Origin of the sequence: Parasphingomonas frigoris (assembly GCF_036663815.1) — a bacterium.
Taxonomy (GTDB): domain Bacteria; phylum Pseudomonadota; class Alphaproteobacteria; order Sphingomonadales; family Sphingomonadaceae; genus Sphingomonas.
Genome location: NZ_JAXOJQ010000034.1, coordinates 1 through 389, shown reverse-complemented (window position 1 = coordinate 389; position 389 = coordinate 1). Strand labels below are relative to the sequence as shown.

Sequence of the window (389 nt, the reverse complement as noted above, 5' to 3'; positions counted from 1 at the left end):
GCGCCAAGTTCAACTGCTTCGCCTATGTCGCGTCCCCGCGCGACGCGTATCCGATCCGCAGCGAATTGCTGTTCACCCTGCTCCGCCAGTTTCGCGAGGCGGGGATCGAGGTGGGTTCGACTGCAACGAAGATGGAACTGGTCGGTTCGCTGCCAGGCTCGCCCGTTGCCGATCCGAACGCCGGTCCGAATCTCGGTCAGAATAGGGCGTAAGGCAGCGACACGGTATATTTCGATCCCGCCGCCATCGTTCCGCGCGGTCTGATCCGCACGTTGGTGACGGCTCGGGGCGTCGCGCTCGGATCATAGGTCCAGCTGCTGCCGTTGTTCGACGAGAAGTCCACATCGTCGGTGGTGCTGGATGGGCTGGTATAAATGACCGCCAGCGAC

General features: G+C 62.7%; 1 protein-coding gene and 1 pseudogene. One reads left to right on the top strand and one right to left on the bottom strand.

Annotated features, from left to right (window positions below):
- A partial coding sequence (locus U1872_RS22210) for a hypothetical protein (protein ID WP_332795046.1) occupies window positions 1–212 on the top strand: 212 nt, incomplete at its 5' end.
- Here U1872_RS22210 and U1872_RS22205 read toward each other — a convergent pair.
- Window positions 197–389 (bottom strand): annotated as a pseudogene (locus tag U1872_RS22205) (spore coat protein U domain-containing protein); the annotation flags it as partial. The gene U1872_RS22210 and the pseudogene U1872_RS22205 overlap by 16 nt on opposite strands.